The 16,440-nt window shown below is 72.3% G+C and carries 14 protein-coding genes; 4 read left to right on the top strand and 10 right to left on the bottom strand.

From position 1 onward, the window contains the following. Positions 1 to 2 precede the first annotated feature (2 nt). From proB to AB0Q90_RS35905, 3 genes are all read right to left on the bottom strand, one after another. On the bottom strand, positions 3 to 1,067 hold the full coding sequence (gene proB / locus AB0Q90_RS35915; RefSeq protein WP_363163051.1) for a glutamate 5-kinase: 1,065 nt from the start codon (positions 1,065 to 1,067) through the stop codon (positions 3 to 5). A gap of 90 nt (positions 1,068 to 1,157) precedes the next feature. Then, complete coding sequence (locus tag AB0Q90_RS35910; protein WP_363163052.1) at positions 1,158 to 2,276, bottom strand: branched-chain amino acid aminotransferase; 1,119 nt, start codon at positions 2,274 to 2,276, stop codon at positions 1,158 to 1,160. Between the two features lie 36 nt (positions 2,277 to 2,312). After that, positions 2,313 to 2,861: a nuclear transport factor 2 family protein gene (locus tag AB0Q90_RS35905; protein WP_363163053.1), complete on the bottom strand. Its 549-nt coding sequence runs from the start codon at positions 2,859 to 2,861 to the stop codon at positions 2,313 to 2,315. Between the two features lie 153 nt (positions 2,862 to 3,014). Between AB0Q90_RS35905 and AB0Q90_RS35900 the strand changes: the two genes are divergently transcribed. From AB0Q90_RS35900 to AB0Q90_RS35890, 3 genes are read left to right on the top strand one after another with little or no spacing between them, the layout of a single operon-like run. Then, a complete protein-coding gene (locus AB0Q90_RS35900; RefSeq protein WP_363163054.1) occupies positions 3,015 to 3,959 on the top strand; it encodes an ABC transporter ATP-binding protein in 945 nt (314 codons plus the stop codon). Next, positions 3,959 to 4,654 (top strand): phosphatase PAP2 family protein, encoded by a 696-nt coding sequence (locus AB0Q90_RS35895; protein WP_363163055.1) that lies wholly within the window; start codon positions 3,959 to 3,961, stop codon positions 4,652 to 4,654. Before AB0Q90_RS35900 ends, AB0Q90_RS35895 begins: the two co-directional genes overlap by 1 nt. 20 nt (positions 4,655 to 4,674) lie before the next feature. Further along, positions 4,675 to 5,472, top strand: coding sequence for an ABC transporter (locus tag AB0Q90_RS35890; protein WP_363163056.1), 798 nt, complete (start codon positions 4,675 to 4,677; stop codon positions 5,470 to 5,472). 147 nt (positions 5,473 to 5,619) lie between these two features. On the opposite strand, the gene AB0Q90_RS35885 is transcribed toward AB0Q90_RS35890, so the two are convergent. From AB0Q90_RS35885 to AB0Q90_RS35855, 7 genes are all read right to left on the bottom strand, one after another. Beyond that, positions 5,620 to 6,261 carry a response regulator transcription factor gene (locus tag AB0Q90_RS35885; RefSeq protein ID WP_363163057.1) on the bottom strand — a complete coding sequence of 214 codons (642 nt, stop codon included), beginning with the start codon at positions 6,259 to 6,261 and terminating at the stop codon, positions 5,620 to 5,622. Between the two features lie 83 nt (positions 6,262 to 6,344). After that, positions 6,345 to 7,937 (bottom strand): histidine kinase, encoded by a 1,593-nt coding sequence (locus AB0Q90_RS35880; protein WP_363163058.1) that lies wholly within the window; start codon positions 7,935 to 7,937, stop codon positions 6,345 to 6,347. An 83-nt stretch (positions 7,938 to 8,020) separates the two neighbouring features. Then, positions 8,021 to 8,833 carry a hypothetical protein gene (locus tag AB0Q90_RS35875; protein WP_363163059.1) on the bottom strand — a complete coding sequence of 271 codons (813 nt, stop codon included), beginning with the start codon at positions 8,831 to 8,833 and terminating at the stop codon, positions 8,021 to 8,023. 1 nt (position 8,834) lies between these two features. Then, complete coding sequence (locus AB0Q90_RS35870) at positions 8,835 to 11,177, bottom strand: hypothetical protein (RefSeq protein ID WP_363163060.1); 2,343 nt, start codon at positions 11,175 to 11,177, stop codon at positions 8,835 to 8,837. Further along, on the bottom strand, positions 11,174 to 12,820 hold the full coding sequence (locus AB0Q90_RS35865; RefSeq protein ID WP_363163061.1) for a GH3 auxin-responsive promoter family protein: 1,647 nt from the start codon (positions 12,818 to 12,820) through the stop codon (positions 11,174 to 11,176). Before AB0Q90_RS35865 ends, AB0Q90_RS35870 begins: the two co-directional genes overlap by 4 nt. Further along, a complete protein-coding gene (locus AB0Q90_RS35860; protein WP_363163062.1) occupies positions 12,821 to 13,549 on the bottom strand; it encodes a DUF6182 family protein in 729 nt (242 codons plus the stop codon). Beyond that, on the bottom strand, positions 13,546 to 14,619 hold the full coding sequence (locus tag AB0Q90_RS35855; RefSeq protein ID WP_363163063.1) for a hypothetical protein: 1,074 nt from the start codon (positions 14,617 to 14,619) through the stop codon (positions 13,546 to 13,548). Before AB0Q90_RS35855 ends, AB0Q90_RS35860 begins: the two co-directional genes overlap by 4 nt. Before the next feature lie 442 nt (positions 14,620 to 15,061). Here AB0Q90_RS35855 and AB0Q90_RS35850 point away from each other — a divergent pair, with 442 nt between their 5' ends. Next, complete coding sequence (locus AB0Q90_RS35850; RefSeq protein WP_363163064.1) at positions 15,062 to 16,276, top strand: SpoIIE family protein phosphatase; 1,215 nt, start codon at positions 15,062 to 15,064, stop codon at positions 16,274 to 16,276. Positions 16,277 to 16,440 lie beyond the last annotated feature (164 nt).

Raw genomic sequence — 16,440 nt, 5'->3', positions numbered from 1 at the left:
TCTCACTCCTCCAACAGGCTGATGTACTCGGTGTGGTGAATCACGGTCGGATCGGCCGCGGCCGCGGCCGGCTGGGTGGCGCCCAGGGCGGTGCGGCCCCGGGCCACGACCAGGCCGTCCGGGTCGAGCACGTCCACGACGTCGTCCGCCTCGAACGGCTCGTCGCCGACCGTGATATGACGCGCCGTCAGCGGTGCGCCGTCGGCGATCAGGCGCCGGATGTCCGGGCCGCCCCGCAGCCGCGCGACCGGCGGCGCGGACAGGGCGCGCCACAGGCGGCGCAGGCCCGGTTGCTTGTCCCGGGTGCGGGCGTGGACCAGGGTGCCGATGTCCGCACCCCGCACCGCCCGGACCACCGCGTCCTCGGCGTCCGCGCCCGCGATCACCGTGGGCACGCCGGCCAGCGTGGCGATCCAGGCGGCGCACAGCTTGGCGGCCATGCCGCCGGTGCCGGGGCCGCCCGCCGCCGCGCCCGCGAGCCGTTCGATCTCGGGTGTCAGGGCGCGCACTTCAGGGATGCGCCGGGCGTCGGCGTCACGGCGCGGATCGCTCTCGTACAGGCCGGGGACATCGGTGAGCAGCACCAGCCGCTCGGCCCCCAGCGCGGCCGCCAGCAGTGCCGCGAGGACGTCGTTGTTGCGCACCATGACGGTGTCGTTCTCGTTGACGACGGGCACCAGACCCGCCCCCAGACAGGACTCCAGCACCGCACGGACGCTGTCACCGTGCTCCGGGCCGGTGACGTCGACCGGGGTCAGCAGGACCTGCGCCGCGGTCAGGCCCCGCTCCGCGAGGCCGCGCCGGAACGCCTCGAAGAGCAGGCCCTGCCCCACCGCGGCCGCCAACTGCCGTGCCGTGCCGCCCTGTCGGGCGTCCGGCGGCAGCTGTGCGGTGCCCAGGGCGATGGCCCCCGACGCCAGCAGCACGGGCCGCAGGCCGTCCTTGTGCAGCCGCAGCACCGCGTCGGCGAGGGCGGACAGTTTCGCGGGGTCGGGTGCTCCCGCGGAGATGAGTGACGACGTGCCGATCTTGATGACGACACGCGCCGGACGCACGTCGGAATGCATGGAACTCCCCCTGTTCCTTCAGACCGCTGTTTCTTCAGACCGCCTTGAATGGACAGCCGGCGGGTCAGAACCCGGCGTCGGCTGTGGTGTTCACTGACCGGAGCCGACCAGGCTCTCCCGGTGTGCAGGCCCGCCAAGGACCGCATCCCGGATGCCGACCGTGCGCAGCCAGCCCTCGGGCGCCGGCGCCCGCCCGGTGTGGATGTCGACCAGCGCGTCGCGCAGGGCGCGCGTGACCGGGCCCGCCAGGCCCGTCCCCACCTGCCACGACTCGGAGCCGTCACGCACCGCGCCGACCGGGGTGACGACGGCGGCCGTGCCGCTGGCGAAGGTCTCCGTGATCGTGCCGTCGAGGCACTCGGCCTGCCACTGCTCGATCGACAACGGCTCCTCGCGGACGGCGAGTCCGCGCGCGGCGGCCAGGTGCAGCAGCGAGTCCCGGGTGACACCGGGCAGCAGCGTCCCGGTCACCGGCGGCGTGACCAGCTGCGCCGAGGGGCCGCTGCCCCGGACGAAGAAGAGGTTCATCCCGCCGAGTTCGTCGACCCACCGACGCTCCACGGGGTCCAGCCACACCACCTGGTCGCAGCCGGCCAGGCGAGCCTGCTCCTGGGCGGCGTACGAGGGGGCGTAGTTCCCGGCGAACTTCACGCCGCCGGTGCCGCCCGGGGCCGCACGCGTGTAGTCGCGGCCGACCCAGACCCGCACCGGGTCCGGACGGTCGGAGAAGAACCCGCCCGTGACGAAGGCGATCAGCAGGAACGCATAGCTGCGGGCGGGACGCAGCGCCAGGTTCGCCTCGTTCGCGTAGAGGACCGGGCGCAGGTACAGACTCACCCCGGGCCGCTCGGGCAGCTGCCCGCCGTCGGCTTCGAGGATCAGGTCCACGGCCCTGAGCAGGCTCTCCTCGGGCAGGGCGGGAATGGCCAGCCGCTGCGCCGAGCGCTTGAGCCGGGCGGCATGGTCGGCGGGCCGGAAACAGGCCACGGCGTCGCTGCCCCGGCGGTAGGCCTTGAGGCCCTCGAAGACGACCTGGCCGTAGTGCAGTCCGACCATGGCCGGGGACATGGACAGCTCCCCGAAGGGGCTCAGCCGTGGTTCGGACCAGCCGTCCCGCTCGGTCCACTCGGCGGTGACCATATGCGCGGTGAACTGTTCCCCGAAGGGTATTCGGTCGGAATCGGCGGTGGCTTCATCGAATTGGCGCATGACAAAGAAAATCCCCCGGTGTCTTTCGTGGTCGACTCAGACGAGCGGCGCGTAGAAGAATGTCTCGCGCAGCGAGAATGTGCCGACTGGGTTCACGCTGAAGAAATCGGCGAATCGCACGGAAGTCTTCGTTCCGTCGTGCAGCACCCCTTCGAAGGTGCCGTGCACCGCCACTTCGCGGCCCTGGCTCACGATTTTGGAAAGGCGGTGCGTGCCGTCGGCGATGACACGGTCCTCGCGGTAGAAGCGCTCAAGCTCGGCACGGCCTGTGAGCTTGGCGTATCCGGGACGGTGGTACTCGGCGTCGGGTGCGAAGAGGCGCACGAGGCCGGGCACGTCGCCGGAGTCGACAAGACGGTAGTAGGTGCGGACGGTATGGACCGGATCGTTGGCTGCGGATTCCTCTATACCGGGTTCGTTCGTGAGCTGAGACATGGCTCCCCAGATGAGGTTGAGGGTGGTGCGCGCGCCGTTTTCGGGCAGCGCGAAAGAACCTTTCGATGGGAACGGGAAAGTGAGACGAGGGACGGTCGCTGCATCCGGCTGGGAACTGCCGTTCCACTCTGCGCTGTCCGGACGGATCATGGCAAGAGTCAACCGGCAGTTGCCTAAGGTCTCGGTGGAAGTCCTGACTAAAGTAAGGGTGAATACCTTCCCTTGGACTGATGTGATCGTGCCTGGCCAGAGCCTAGGTTCTCGGTGAGACAGAGACGCTGGAACGGCTGGGAGTATTCATCCATGATCACCCTGCAGGGGCTGACCAAGAGGTACGGCGATCAGACCGCCGTGGACAACCTGTCCCTCACCATCGGGGCGGGCAAGGTCACCGGATTCCTCGGGCCCAACGGCGCGGGCAAGTCCACCACGATGCGGATGATCATGGGCCTGGACCACCCCACGTCCGGCCAGGCACTCGTCGGCGGCCGCCCTTACGCCGAACTGGCCTACCCGCTGCGGGAGATCGGCGCCCTGCTGGACGCCAAGGCCGTGCATCCCGGCCGCAGTGCGCGCGCCCATCTGCGGGCGCTCGCCCGTACCAACGGCATCCCCGCCCGCCGGGTCGACGAGGTCCTGGAGACCGTGGGTCTCACCTCGGTCGCGGGCCGCCGGGCCGGCTCGTTCTCACTGGGCATGGGCCAGCGCCTGGGCATCGCCGGCGCCCTGCTGGGCAACCCCGGCGTCGTCATGTTCGACGAGCCGGTCAACGGACTCGACCCCGACGGCGTGCGCTGGATCCGCGGCCTGATGCGCGGACTCGCCGCCGAGGGCCGCACCGTCTTCGTCTCCAGCCACCTGATGAGCGAGATGCAGCTCACCGCGGACCACCTGGTGATCATCGGCAAGGGCCGGCTGATCACCGAGACGACCGTCCAGGCGCTCATCGAGAGCAGCTCCCTCAACGCCGTGCGGGCGCGCGGACCCGAGCAGGAGGGGCTGCAGAAGCTCATGGCCCGGCTGCACGAGTGGTCGGTGCCCGCCCGCTGGGAGAGCCACAACGAGCTGTACATCACGGGGCTCAGCGTCGACAAGGTGTCCGACATCGCCTTCGAGATGGGCGTCCGGCTGCACGAAGTCCGCAGCGTCGAGGCCTCCCTTGAGCAGGCGTACATGGAACTCACCGCGGACAGCGTCGAGTTCGGCGCCGCGTCCGGCCACCAGCAGTACCCGGGGACGGGGGCCTGATGTTAGAGACGACAACCGCGAACGTGCACCTCGCGAAGGCCGGCCCCGAGTACGGCGTCGGTGTCTACCGGGAGATCACGGAGTGGGCGGCCACCACGCCGGGCTGGATGCAGACGGCGGGCGAGATCGGCACCGAACTCGGCCTCCTCGTCTTCGCCGCCCTCTTCGCCCTCCAGTGGTGGCGGGCCCGCGGCTGTGACCACCGGTCGATGGCCGTGGCGCTGCTCGCACCGGCCACCGTCGTGGTGGTGTACGGACTGAGCGAGATCATCAAGGTCTGGCTGCACGAGGAACGGCCCTGCCGCGACATCCCGAACGTCCGGACCATCGCCGAATGTCCGGCGCCGGGCGACTGGGCCTTCCCGAGCAACCACTCCGTGATCGCCGCCGCCTCCGCCGCGACGTTCCTCATCACCTGGCGCCTCGTGGCCGCCTTCGCCCTCCCCCTCGCCGCGCTCGTCGCGCTGTCCCGGGTCTACGTCGGCGTGCACTACCTGCACGACGTGGCCGCCGGTGCCCTGCTCGGTGTGGTGCTGGCCCCGCTGCTCCTGCTGATCGCGATGATCCCGGGCACCTGGGCCGTCGCCCGGCTGCGCCAACGCCCGGCCCTCAAAGCGGTGCTCGGCGCCGCACCCCCGGCAGCACCCCGCCCGGAACCGGCGGCAGAACTCCACGCGACCGCGTCGAACCGTTGACTCAGCACAAGGATTTGGTCATGACGACATCAATGCCCGCCACGGCCGCCGGCCCGGCGGTACGTGCCTCAGGCGGCGGACTGCCCGGCGCCGTGGCAGCGGAATGGATCAAGCTCTGGTCCGTCAGGTCCACCTGGTGGTGCCTGCTCGGCGGCGCGGGGCTGATGCTGCTCACCACCCCGATCATCGGCGCGACCATGGCGAACAACAACAAGAAGGGCACCCTGGTGCCGGTCGGCGAAGTCGCCGTGGCCACCGTGTACGTCGCCCAGTTCGCGCTGATCGCCCTGGCCATGCTGATGATCACGGCCGAGTACGCCTCCGGCAGCATCCGCACCACGCTCCAGTCGGTGCCGATGCGCGGCCGGCTGCTGGTCGCCAAGACCGCGGTGGCCGGCGCGGTGAGCCTGCTCGCCGGCATCGGGTTCGGCCTGATCGGCGTCGGGGTCTCCGCGATGTCCCTGGGCGACGAGGCCGACACGGCCGGCGGCGATGCCGTGGGCAGTGCCCTGCGCATCGGCGTCTACCTCGCGCTCGTCGCCGTCCTCACGATCGCCGTCGCGGTGGCCGTACGCAGCGCCGCCGGCACGCTCACCCTGGTCTTCGTCGGCCTCACCGTCCTGCCGGTGATCCTGCAGGCCTCCGACATCGACCCGCTGGTCTCGCTCGCCGAGCGGATGCCCAACTCGGCCGGCACCGTCTTCATGAACGCGGAAACCTCGCCGTACGGACCCGGCATGGGGCTCCTGCTCCTCGCCCTGTGGGCCTTCGGGGCCCTGGCGCTGGGCTTCTACGCCTTCCGCAAGCGCGACGCGTGATTCGGCGTCACCCCTGAACGCGCCCCGGCAACAGGCCGGGGCGTACGGGGCGTCGTACCACCGGGAATCCCCCGCGCGGTGGACGGCGCCCCGTTCCTCTTCCCGGTCGTACCCCGGGCACCTCGGTGCCCGGGGTACGACGCGTTCTCACGCGTCCCGGTCGGTGACCAGCCCGGCCTCGTACGCGATGATCGCGGCCTGCACCCGGTTGCGCACGCCCAACGCCGTGAAGATGGCGCTGACATAGCTCTTGACGGTGCCCTCCACGACATGGAGCCGCTTGCCGATGTCGGCGTTGGACAGGCCGCTGCCCACCAGCGCGAGCACCTCCTGCTCCCGGTCGGTCAGCGCGCTCACCCGCTGCTGCGCGGCGGCGCCGCGCGACTCGGCCTGCCGCCCGGCGCCCCGGTTGAGCTCGGCGATGACCCGCTCGGCGACCTTCGCCGACAGATAGGAGGCACCGGCCGCCGCCGCGTGCACACCGGTCAACAGCTCCCGCGGATCACCGGACTTGAGCATGAAGCCACTCGCGCCGTCGCCCAGCGCCCGGGCCACGTACGAGTCCTCGGAGAACGTCGTCAGCACGAGCACCGAGGTCTGCGGCACCTGCCGCTTGATCTCGGCCGTGGCGGCGAGCCCGTCCATGACGGGCATCCGGATGTCCATGAGCACCACATCGGGCCGGTGCTCCAGCGTCAGGGCAATGGCCTCGCGCCCGTTGGCCGCCTCGGCGACCACGTCGATCTCGGGATCGGTGGCCAGGATGGCCTTCACCCCCGCGCGGATCATCGCTTCGTCGTCGGCCAGTACCAGGGTGATGGGAGTGATGGTCTTCTCCTCTTCGGGTTGAGCTCAGGTGGGGGGTGAGGGGGTCAGCCGTTGTCCACGGGGGCCCGGGACTCGGCGGTGATGACGTCCTTGGCCACGAGCCGCCCGTGGGCGAAACAGAGCCGGTAGACGTCGACCCGGACGAAGAGCGCATCACTGGAACGGTAGTAGCTGCAGGACGCGCCGGAGGGGACGGGCAGTTCCTCGGACGGCGGATCGTTCATGTCGTTGTCCGGTAGGACGCGGTTGACCTCGGCCGTGCGCTGCCCGACCCGGAGCCCCGCGAAGTCCTTCTCGGACAGCGTGGTGGACGCCGACAGGTACGCGTAGTAGCCGATCATCCCCACGACGAGCAGGACGAACAGGCCGAACGGCAGCGACACCGCGGTGATGAAGCGCCGGCGCACATGGGTGGTCGCGTCGGCGAGACCGCCCTCCGTCGCCGCGGCCTCCGGTGACACCCAGGCGGGATCCTCGTCGGGCCGGATCGCCGCGGGCACCCGGGGCAGCCGGGCCGTCACCTCGAAGCCGCCGTCCGGCAGCGGGGCGGCGTGCAGCCGTCCGCCGGCCAGCCGGGCCCGCTCCTGGAGCCCGATCAGCCCGCGCCGCCCGCTCGGCCGGTCGTCCGCCGGCGGTTCCAGGGGCGGGGCGTTGCGCACGGTCACCATGACCCCGGCGGGCCCGTACTCCAGCCGTACGGTCACGGGGGCGCCCGGGGCGTGCTTGATCGCGTTGGTCATCGACTCCTGCACCACCCGGTACAGCGCCTTGTCCGTCATGGCGGGCAACTGCTCCGGCTCGCCCACCTGTTGCAGACTCACCTGCACACCGGACGCCCGGGTCCGGTCGATCAGTGCGCCGATGCCGGACTGCGAGGGATCCAGCGGGGAGTCCGTGTCCTCCTCGCGCAGCACGCCGATGATGTCGCGCAGGTGCTCCATCGCCCGCGCGGTGCTCGCCCGCAGCTCACCGGCCGAGTCGCGGAAGCTCTCGTCCACGCCGGGAGCGACCTGGAGCGCCCCCGCGCGCAGGGCGATCAGGCTGAGTTCATGGCCCAGCGAGTCGTGCATGTCCTCGGCGATCCGGGTCCGCTCCCGCAGCCGGGCCTGGTCGACCAGGATGCGCTGCTGCAACTCCATCTGGCGGGCGTGCTCCCAGCCCGCGAGCTGCAGTTCGTGCCGCTGCTGCCAGTAGCGGCCCGTCAGCCACGGCAGCAGACAGGCGAAGATCAGCACGGTCAGCAGCAGGAACCACACCGGCAGCGACAGATGTACCACGACCGCCAGCAGCGAGCCGATGACGATCGTGCCGCCGACGGCCAGCAGCACCGCCGTGGTGGGCACCGGCAGCCGCCCCAGCGTGAAGCTGACGACGAAGACGGCGGGCAGGTACGGCGACAGGACCGTGGAGCCGAGGTCGTTGTCCAGCGTGCCGAGGGTCCACCACAGGGCGAGGCACAGTACGAACGAGACCAGGGGCCGGTCCCGGTGCAGCACGACGGCGGCACCGGTGACCACGGCCCCGATCAGGATCTGCCACCACATGTTCAGGCCGTCCGGGAAACCCGAGGACAGCAGCAGGGCCGGGACATTGAGCGCGACCCAGACGATCAGCGACGGGACCAGTGAGCGTCTCACGGGCCGCTTCTGCTCGACGGGGGGAGTGCCGGGCCGGACAGGGGCGGGGACGGTGACTGATCCTTTCACGACGGCAAGGCTAATTACTTTGGGCAGCCGTTGGTACTGACGAAGGTCATGAGGCCGTCGAGCGAGGTCCGTACCAGGCCGGTCACCTCCTCCACGGAGCGTCCGGAACAGTCGATGCGCCGCACGGCGACGCCCGGGCGGGCGTCACGGAACCAGTCCAGGACCAGCTCGTAGCGCTGCCGTGTCGCCGTGAGGAAGGCCGCGGTCTCGTGCAGCTCGCTGTCGCGCGCACGTTCCCGGGTGCGTCGCAGCGCCTCGTCCACGGGCAGGTCCAGCAGCAGCACCCCGTCGGGCAGCGTGACACCGAACCGCCGGCCGAGCCCGTCGAGCATCTCGTGGGGCGGCAGCGTGCCGAGCCGCAGCAGCTCCGTGCCGAGCAGCCAGGGATCGGTGTGCCCGCAGCACTCCTGGAGCCAGTCGCGCACGGCCCCGGCAGCGCCCGGGTCCTGCCCCCGCCACCAGGCCTCCACATCGTCCCCGGGCGCTTCGTCCCGCTCGATCCGCCCGAACATCGGCAGGTACACCAAAGGGTCCACGAGCGGGTGCCGGTCGGCGAGCAGCACCCGGCCCCGCCCGGCCGCCTGCCGTTCCGCCGGTCCGTACAGGCACATCTGCAGACAGAGCACGGCGAGCTTGAGCTGCACCCGGCCCAGGGCGTCCGCCACCGTGGAGGCGCCGGCCAGCGCCCTCGACAGGCCGGCGAAGGGGCTGTGCGGATCCTCGTGGGTCCGTACGGCGTGCACGACCGCGACGTCGTCCGTCTCCCGGAGGCGGCTCAGCACCGTGGTCTTGCCGGCGCCGTCGACTCCGACCACCGCGACCCGCATCTCACTCACCGTCCCGGGAGGCTTCGAGGTCCCACAGCCGGAACGCGGTCCGCACGACCCGCGGCAGAAAGTCGAACTCGCGCTGGGTGTGCCCGGCCGCGTACAGCGCCAGGCGGGTCATCAGGAACTCCCGCAGCGCAAGCCGGTAGCCGCGGCGCCAGTCGCAGCCGGCGACCAGGGTCGCCGCCCGCGGCGAGAGCGCGGCCACGGCCTCGGCGTGCACGGCGAGGAACCGGTCGACCTCGGCGGCCGTTGCCTCGGGCCCGAGCGTGAACGCGAGCAGCTCCACGAGGTCGCGCTGGGGCACGTCGACGGTGGCCAGTTCCCAGTCGTAGACGACCAGTCGACCCTCGTGCTCGGCGATATTGCGCGGGGTGAGGTCGTTGTGGACCAGCGTACGAGGCAGCTCGTGCAGTTCCTGGGTCCAGTAACCGGCGTCCGCGACGATGCCGAGCAGGATCTCCTCGTGCCGGGAGTCGAGCAGCCCGGGCAGCTCCGCCGCGGCGTGCCGGACCAGCGCCGCCCACAGCTCCGCCGCCTTGGCCAGATGGGCCGGCTCCGGCACCCGGTGCAACCAGCCCTCGGCGCTCAGCTCCTGGTCACGGCCGAGCCAGTGCCCGTGGACCCGGGCGATGGCGCGCAGCGTGGCGTCGATCCGCTCCGCGGTCCACGGCCCGCCCTCGTCCCGAAGCCGCTCCATGAGGATGACGTGGGCCTCGCGCTCCTCGTCCTCCAGGAGCCCGTAGCAGCGGGGGAGCAGGTCCGTCAGCGCGCTCTCCGTGCGCCGGTACACCGCCGGTTCGCGGCGGTGGGCGTCGGTGAACTCGGTGTCGGCGCCCCAGCGGCGCCAGGCACGGGCCACGTCCGGGCCGCACAGCGAGAACAGCGTCGCGATGCCGGCGACGATCTCCTCACCGCGCGGCTTGACCTTGGCCACCAGCTCGACCGTCCGCTCGGCTCCGTCACCCGGCGTCCAGGTCACGGTGAGCGGGTGCAGCCCGGTCAGCTTGCGGCGCTCACCCAGCGCACCGAGTTCGCTGGCGATGCCGTCGCCGTGCAGCGGCTCGGCCGGGCTCACCCGCGTGACATGCAGCCGCGGATCGCCGAGCCCCTCGGCCAGCACCGGCTGCAGCAGCGCCGCGTCCAGGTCGCCGGCCCGCAGCCAGTCGACGCGCCGGGCCCGGCCGAGCCGCTGGTGCGCTTCGGCGAACTGACCGCTGACCACCGCCGCCATGGTCGACACGTCGAGGGCGAGGGCGAATCCGGCGACGATCTCGGCGAACCGCCCCGCGCCGCCGGCACCCGCGCAGCCGAGCGCGGTGAGCAGCCCCCGCTGGTCCGGCAGCGCGGTGCCGCCGCCGACGGTGCCCACGACCAGGTTGGGCAGCAGGATCGTGGCGACCAGGTCGTCGCCGTCCAGCTCCAGCGAGAAGACGGACACCCCCGACTCATGGACGCAGGCCACGTCCTGCCCGGTGGCCACGAACAGCGCGGCGACGATGTTCGCCGCGTTGACCCCGTACCCGGTCATGCCGGCCTGCTGGGCGCCCAGGACCGTCGCGGCATGACTCTTCACCATGGCCTCGGGCGTGGTCTTGAGGACCTGCGCCACGACGTCCCGGCGCAGCCGGCACTCCGCGGTCACCCGGGTACCTCGGCCGGCCAGCAAGGACCCGGCGGTCACCTTCTTGTCGCCGCTGAGGTTGCCCTCCAGCAGCAGCTCCCTGGGACGCAGGTCCTCCTCGGCGGCGAGCACGTCCGTCAGCCAGCGGCAGATCTGCCAGGTCGCCGCCGTCGTCATGTTCTGTCCGGCCGCGTCGGCGGTCTCGAAGACGAAGCGCACATGCAGATACCGGCCGATCTGGTGGGGATCGACGTCGACCAGCCGGGTGTGCCGGGACACACTGCGCACCTGCTCGTCCAGCCGGCCGCGCTGCTCGTGCAGCCAGTCGGTGAACCGTGCCGCCCCGGTGATGTCGGCGAACTCGAACACGGGCGCCCGGGTCATGCGCTGGGACAGCACCCTCGTCGTCACCCCGCCGGAGGCGGTGACGGCGCGTGCGCCGCGGGACGCCGAGGCGACGAGGGCGCCCTCGGTGGTGGCCAGCGGGGCCACCAGACTTCCCCGCGCCTGCTCCCCGACGAACAGCAGGGGACCGGCGAGGCCCACCGGCACCTCGACGGAGCCGACGAAATTCTCCACGTTGCCGACCAGGTTCCGCGCCTCAAGGCCGGTGCTCTCCAGCGACGCCAGCGCCGATCGGCTGCGGGTGCGCAGCCACTCCAGCCGCCGCCTGCGGGCCTGCTCGGTGTACTGCCCCCGGCCGGGGACGACGTCGGTCATGCGGCACTCCCTGTCCACGCGGGGGCGGTGGCGACGAGCCGGTGCCAGGCGTCGTCGCCCGGCAGGAAGATCCGGTCCTTGACCCGCGGCGGGCGCTGTCCGGCGCGCACGGCGCGTTCCCACTCCTTCAGGAAGGCGTCCGGGTGGACGGTGATCACCTCGACGGGGGCGATCAGCCCGGCGTGCCGGCCGGACCGGTAGCCGGGGCACTGCTCCGACAGGCGGGTGTCGAGGGCCGCGGCCAGGGCCGGCACCGGCGGGCCCGCGAAGGCGACGGCGAGCTGATAGCGCCCGCCGCTGCCGCTCCCGTCGCTGTCCAGGCGGTACGTCGCGTTGCGGATCTCCGCTCCGGTGTCGGCACACGCGGCGCGCAGCGCCCGCAGGGCGGCGGCCTCGGTCAGGTTCTCCCCGGCGGCGGAGCGGACGGTGTTGCGTCCGGCGTACTCGATGCGCGGGGTGCGGCCCACATGGCCCACGACCCGCACGACATCGGTGACGGCACACCGGTACATGCCGCCGAAGTGGCTGAACACGAGGTGGTAGTCGCGGTTCTCCTCGACCTCGGTGGCCAGCAGCGTCGCGCTGTCGGCGGTGACCGGCCCGTCGGCCGGGACGAACTCGTACAGACAGCCCGGCAGGAACAGCGGCGCTCCGCTGGGGTGCCGGTCGACGGGCACCCCGGCCGGTCCTTCGCAGGACGCGATGGGCGCGGCCAGCAACTGGACGCCCGGCCCGTACAACTCACGGACCCGGGGCAGATACAGGGAGGCGAGCGCGCTGTTCCAGACGAGGACGGCGGCCAGCCGCGGCCACAGGTGGTAGGGCAGGACCGTCCCGAACACCTTGGCGTACCGCTCGATCTCGTCGGCGCGTTCCGGGTTCGGCGCGGTGTGCGGGCGGCCGTCGAGGGTTCCGGCCCGTACGTCCTCGACGAGCCGCGGCCACAACTCCCGCAGCTGGTAGGGGAGACCGGCGACCATGGCCGGGTTGACGCCGATGACGACCCGGATGTCCTGCTCGGCGGCGAGGCGCAGTTTGTAGTAGCTGCGGTCCCAGGGGTTGGCCTCGGCCAGCTCCTCGGGGATCCGGCTCCACGCGGCGTCGTTGCCCGGTCCGGTCGCGGACTCCTCGCCGAACGCCCGGTAGTCGACCTGGCTGGCGCCGATGTGCGGCCGGCCGTTGCGGGCGCGGGCGATGGGTGCGGTGGGGTCCTGCCACAGGTTCAGCACGCCGTTCGGGGCGGCCAGCGCCTCGGGGGCGGTCTGCAGCAGCGGGGCGAAACTGGCGTGGTAGAAGGGCAGGAAGGTGCGCTGCATATGGGTGCGGGTGACCGGGATGTGCTTCTCCCGGCCGGTGCTTCCGCTGGACGAGAAGTAGACGACCGGTTCCTCGGCGGTCAGCACGTTCGGCTCGCCGTCCATCGCCCGCTCGATCCAGGGCATCAGCGCCTCATGGGTGCGGATCGGCACCGCCCGGCGCAGCTCGTCGACGGTGCGCACGCTGGCCAGACCGTGCTCGCGGCCGAACGCCGTGTGCGCGTTCTGCTCCAGAATTGCGGTGGCAAGAGCGCGCTGCGCCTCTTCGGGGCGGTCCAGGCTGTCCATGAACCGGCGGTGCTCCGCCAGCACTCGTTCGGCCTGCATTCAGGGTCCTCCTTCAGGACGGGTCGAGGTCAGCACGCCGTACAGGCGCAGGCGGCCGGGATCCGTCGGGCTGTGGCCGATGCGGGTCTGGACCCGGTCGGCGCGGGCCGGGTCGATGAGGGTGCGCAGCCGGTCGGGGTCGAGGTCCGGCCGGTGGTCGACGCGGACGGTGTCGCCCGGCCCGACGAGCCCGCGCAGCGCGGCCTCGGCGATCAGGTGGTGCACATGGACGAGGTACTCGCGGGTGCTGACACCGCCGGTCGCGACCGTCGCGTCCACGACGTGTCCCGAGGGCGTTCCGGAGACGGCCGTCGTCAGCGGCCCGGACGGCACGTCGATCGGCGCCGGCCCGTGGAAGGCGCGCAGCAGCCGGGACAGCGGACGCAGGGTGCCGCGCGGGGCGGGACCGTGCCAGGCGAGGCGGTTGTCGGCGGTGGCGTGCCGGTGCGGATGCCGGGCGGCCACGCTGGCGGGGGCGCCGGCGAGGAACGCGGTTCTGGTGTACGACCGGTACCAGCCGTCACGCAGTCCGGGCGGGAGGGCGAGGGCGAAGTCGGCGGCACCGGCGATGAACGCCGGCACGTCGAGGTCGGCCACGACGACGGTGACGCTCAGCCCCCAGGGCGCCGGGGCATCGCTCAGCCCGTCCCGGACGGCGGTACGGCGTGACTGCGCGGCGGCCGTCAGCAGCTCGGCGCCGGACTGCCCGGCGGAGGCGGTCCCGCTCATGTGTAGATCGCCCGGAGCGCGGGGTCCGGCGGGGCGGCCCTTCGGCCCAGTACGGCGGAGGTCAGCCGGTAGGGGTCGACGTAGCCGCGCTGGGCCTGTAATCGGGACAGCGTCCGGTCGAGGTCCAAGTCCCGTTCGGCGGGCGTCCGTTCCAGCAGGCGGGCGGCGCGTCCCACACAGCGGCGCAGCAGCGGCAGCCGGAACGACTGTGCCGAGCGCCGGTGGTGCATCCCGGCGAAGTACATCCGCATGCCGAGCCGGTACGCGGCCCGGCCGGCGGTGCCGGGGACGGCGGAGAGGTCGGCGAGCGTCGCCCCGCGCCAGCCGCCGTAACGGCTGGAGCGCACAGTGCCGTTGACGGGCACGCGGCCGAGGGCGAGCCGGGTCGCGGTGGCCCCGAACGTGCCCAGCACGCGCTCCAGCAGCAGGTAGTCGGCGGTGAGTTCCTCGTCGTGGACGAGCAGGAACATCCGGTGCGGACGGACCATCGGGAGGAGCTCGCGCAGGATCGGCAGCAGATAGTTGGGGTGGCCCTCCGCGCTGATCAGCTGCCGGAGCGGCAGGCCCCAGCGGGGTCCGTCGAGGTGGACGGGGCCGCCGAAGCGGCGGTGGTCCACGAGGAGGCCGCGCCCGGCCAGCGCCGCGAGGACGTCCGTCGCCGATCCGGGCAGCGGGCGGTCGTCTGCGAGGCCCAGGTCGGTGACGCCCAGCAGATCGAGCTCGGCACGCCACAGATCGAGCATGCGACGGCCGGCGGGGTGGATCCAGCCGTCGTCGGCGCGGGCCAGACAGTCCCGCAGTGCCCGCGGGTCGCTCGCGCGGCGCTCGGCATGGAAGCGGACGTACCGCTCACCGATCTGGGTCTGGGACTGGCCGCTCCAGTCGGTGTGCGGCTCGGTGAGATCGAGGTGGTGCCAGAAGGCCGTCGACTGGGTGGTCTGCGTGGCCATGCGGTTGTTCCACACCAACCGCACCGGGCCGAGTCGTGCGCTCGCCTTGACGAGGATGTCGGTCCACAGCAGCCCTTTGACATGGGTCGGTGTGAGCGGCTTCGTGGGAGTGATCGTCACCGGTGCGACGACGAGCTCGGTGACCGGTGCGCGGGTGGTCTTTCGCGTTCGTAATGGAGGCACGTCAAGGCCCATGTGGTGACCGTTTCTCCGGAGGAATACGCGGAAAATCGAGGGGGGGCGAGCAGGGCGAAGAGGAGGGAGGCGAGCAGGGAGAAGAGAAGAGTGAGTCCGTGCCGACCGGCTCTGTCGGCTCGCCGGACGCCGGTGGCCGCCCCGTCCCCGTGACGGCGGCCGTCAAACACTTGGTTCGAACAGCTGTTCCCGCAGCGCTACTGGATCAAGCTTGTCCCGTACCCGTCGGATATGTCAACGGTGTTCTTCCCGGTGCCGGAGTGGCCACCGGGGAGCCGCCCTCGCACCCGTGACGCGGACGTCCGTTCGAACGGTGGACATCTGGTTGTTACGCGCACTGATCCACCGTGCTCTTAGGGTGGTAGTTGTGGCGCGAGCGTTCGAGTCGTTCCTGAGCCCGGCGGCGGCTGAGCCGGCCGGGGCCGCAGACGTGCCCGTCCGGGGCGCCGGCGGGTCCACCCTGAGCGCGCTGCGCTCGGCGGCGGCCCGGATCGGCACCACGCTCGACGAGGACACCACCTGCGCCGAGCTGACCCGGGAGGTCGCCCGGCAGGTGGGAGCCACGGTCGCGGTGCTACGGCCGCACGGCGAGGACCGCGCGGAGTACGAGGCCGTCAGCGGCAACCCCGCGGTGCTGCCCGACCCCGGGTGGGCCGAGAAGGCCGCGCTCGGAACGACGGACGCCGCCGGGCCCGCGCTCTGCCTGCCGCTCGTCGCGGGCGGACACCACTACGGCGTCCTGGTGTGCGCCCGCAAGGGAGCACCGTTCACCCCCGCGGAAGGAGAGGTCGTCGCGTTCCTCGCCGAACGCGCCGCCTCGACCGTCCGGCACGCCCGCGAGCACGACGCGGTGAGCGGCATCGTCGGCAGACTGCAACGCGCCCTGCTCGCCGAACCCGGCCGGCCGCACCCGAACCTGGACGTCGCCATCCGCTATCTGCCCGTCGGACAGCGCGCCCTGGTCGGCGGCGACTGGTGCGAGACCGTCCGGCTGCACTTCGGCCGCACGCTGCTCGTCGTCGGCGACGTCATGGGCCACGGCCTGGACGCCGCCGTCGACATGACCGCCTACCGCTCGTCCCTGCGCTACATCGCCTCCGCCGACCTGCCGCCGCACCGTGTGCTGCGCCAGCTCGACGACATCGCGGCCGGCGAGCCGGACCGCCGCCCGGCCACCTGCCTCATCGCGCGCGTGGACCCGGGCCGCGGGCAGGTGACCCTGGCCAGCGCCGGCCATCTGCCGCCGGTCGTGATCGACGCACAGGGCCGGGCCGCACTCCTGCCGGTGCCGGTCGGCCCGCCGCTGGGCACCGGCCTCGGCGGCTACGAACCCGCGACCCACCGGCTGGAGCCCGGCCAGACGCTGATGCTGTTCACCGACGGGCTCGTCGAGCGCCGCGGCGAGGACATCGACCGGTCCCTGGACCGGCTGGCCGGACTCGGCTTCTCCGCCGGCGCGGGCGTCGAGGACGTCCTCGACACCGCGCTCGCCCGCCTCGACGCCCGGCACGCCGAGGACGACGTCGCCGTACTCGCCGCGCGGCCCCGGCAGCGCCCCCAGCGCGCACACGGTGCGGAGTGACGGCGCGGCGTACCGCGTCGGTCGTACCGAACCCGCCCGGCTGCTCCGACCGGGCCCCATAAAGACGTAGTTGCGGTGCGCCAGGGTGTCCGCGCGGCGGGGGCTCTGGTAAGGCCTGAATGCGGGACGGACGGACTGCGGATCGGGTGAGGGCGCAATGGCTG

The sequence above is a fragment of the Streptomyces sp. NPDC079141 genome (genome assembly GCF_040686775.1).
GTDB lineage: Bacteria > Actinomycetota > Actinomycetes > Streptomycetales > Streptomycetaceae > Streptomyces.
This window is presented reverse-complemented; position numbering and strand designations above follow the sequence as displayed.

Bases quoted from the DNA above. Each gene is read 5' to 3' on its own strand.
- proB (WP_363163051.1), bottom strand. From the start codon at position 1,067: ATGCATTCCGACGTGCGTCCGGCGCGTGTCGTCATCAAGATCGGCACG.
- AB0Q90_RS35870 (WP_363163060.1), bottom strand. From the start codon at position 11,177: ATGACCGACGTCGTCCCCGGCCGGGGGCAGTACACCGAGCAGGCCCGC.
- AB0Q90_RS35900 (WP_363163054.1), top strand. From the start codon at position 3,015: ATGATCACCCTGCAGGGGCTGACCAAGAGGTACGGCGATCAGACCGCC.
- AB0Q90_RS35890 (WP_363163056.1), top strand. From the start codon at position 4,675: ATGACGACATCAATGCCCGCCACGGCCGCCGGCCCGGCGGTACGTGCC.
- AB0Q90_RS35865 (WP_363163061.1), bottom strand. From the start codon at position 12,820: ATGCAGGCCGAACGAGTGCTGGCGGAGCACCGCCGGTTCATGGACAGC.
- AB0Q90_RS35905 (WP_363163053.1), bottom strand. From the start codon at position 2,861: ATGATCCGTCCGGACAGCGCAGAGTGGAACGGCAGTTCCCAGCCGGAT.
- AB0Q90_RS35885 (WP_363163057.1), bottom strand. From the start codon at position 6,261: ATGATCCGCGCGGGGGTGAAGGCCATCCTGGCCACCGATCCCGAGATC.
- AB0Q90_RS35895 (WP_363163055.1), top strand. From the start codon at position 3,959: ATGTTAGAGACGACAACCGCGAACGTGCACCTCGCGAAGGCCGGCCCC.
- AB0Q90_RS35910 (WP_363163052.1), bottom strand. From the start codon at position 2,276: ATGCGCCAATTCGATGAAGCCACCGCCGATTCCGACCGAATACCCTTC.
- AB0Q90_RS35875 (WP_363163059.1), bottom strand. From the start codon at position 8,833: ATGCGGGTCGCGGTGGTCGGAGTCGACGGCGCCGGCAAGACCACGGTG.
- AB0Q90_RS35860 (WP_363163062.1), bottom strand. From the start codon at position 13,549: ATGAGCGGGACCGCCTCCGCCGGGCAGTCCGGCGCCGAGCTGCTGACG.